The organism is Spiroplasma endosymbiont of Lariophagus distinguendus, assembly GCF_023846195.1.
Classification (GTDB): domain Bacteria; phylum Bacillota_I; class Bacilli_A; order Mycoplasmatales; family VBWQ01; genus Spiroplasma_E.
On sequence record NZ_JALMUW010000140.1, the window covers coordinates 1 to 907 of the forward strand.

The window sequence follows — 907 nt, forward strand, 5'->3', positions numbered from 1 at the left end:
GTTCAAAAAATATGAATGTCTGATATTAAAAACATTTCATCAGTTGATTTTCAAAATGAATTTAAAATATATTTTTCAGATGTTCCTGAAATAACAAAATTTTATAATGGTGGAAAACCTATTGAAAAAACAGATATATGATGAAATGGTAAGTATCCCAATGGATATTTTGATAACTAAATTTCTAAGTTTATATATGAGATATTTTCATTATATTTATCAAATAAATTAATGTTTTTTAAATTAATTTCTTGTTTATCAGTAATTAAAATCAAATCATAATTTCCTGCGCCAAATATTCCATTAATTTCAACTCGATTTAAATTATTAATCGGGTTTTCAATTTGTAATTCAAATTCGTTATTATTATCAATTTGTAATATTTCTTTATAAAGTTCTAATTTGGAAAATAATTGAGATTTATTTGAACCATATAAATTTAAAGCATTTTCAGTTTTATTTTTATGAATAATTAATCTTGTAAAATACTTACCATATTCACCATTTGCTAATGTTCAGTCTGCTGGAATTAATGATGGAATATTATTACTTTCTAATTCATTAGTTATAGATAATCAGTTAAATTGATTATAATCAAGTTTAAATAATTCATTTTGACTAATATCATTATTCTTTAATTTAATGTTATTAATATCTGTAAAATTAAAATATACAGATTTTAATATGACTTTTGCATCTTTGAATTTTCAAATTTCTTTATCATTTGGTTTTATAGGACTTGATTTTAATTCAAAATAATATGGTAATAATATTTTATTATCATCATTTAAGCCTTTATTAATTGACAATGATGAATAAATATATTTTGATAACATAATAAATATTTGTTTAAATATTTGCATTTGTGGTAAATTTATATAATTTGGATAATCTAACTCTCATTGTT

2 protein-coding genes are annotated in these 907 nt (G+C 19.4%); one reads left to right on the plus strand and one right to left on the minus strand.

All coding sequences use genetic code 4. The features are described from left to right. Positions 1–180: hypothetical protein (locus M0D11_RS06150; protein ID WP_252321053.1), on the plus strand; the 180-nt coding region annotated here is incomplete at its 5' end. Here M0D11_RS06150 and M0D11_RS06155 read toward each other — a convergent pair. Beyond that, positions 177–907, minus strand: a 731-nt coding sequence (locus M0D11_RS06155; RefSeq protein ID WP_252321056.1) for a hypothetical protein, incomplete at its 5' end; no start/stop codon positions are given. The genes M0D11_RS06150 and M0D11_RS06155 overlap by 4 nt on opposite strands.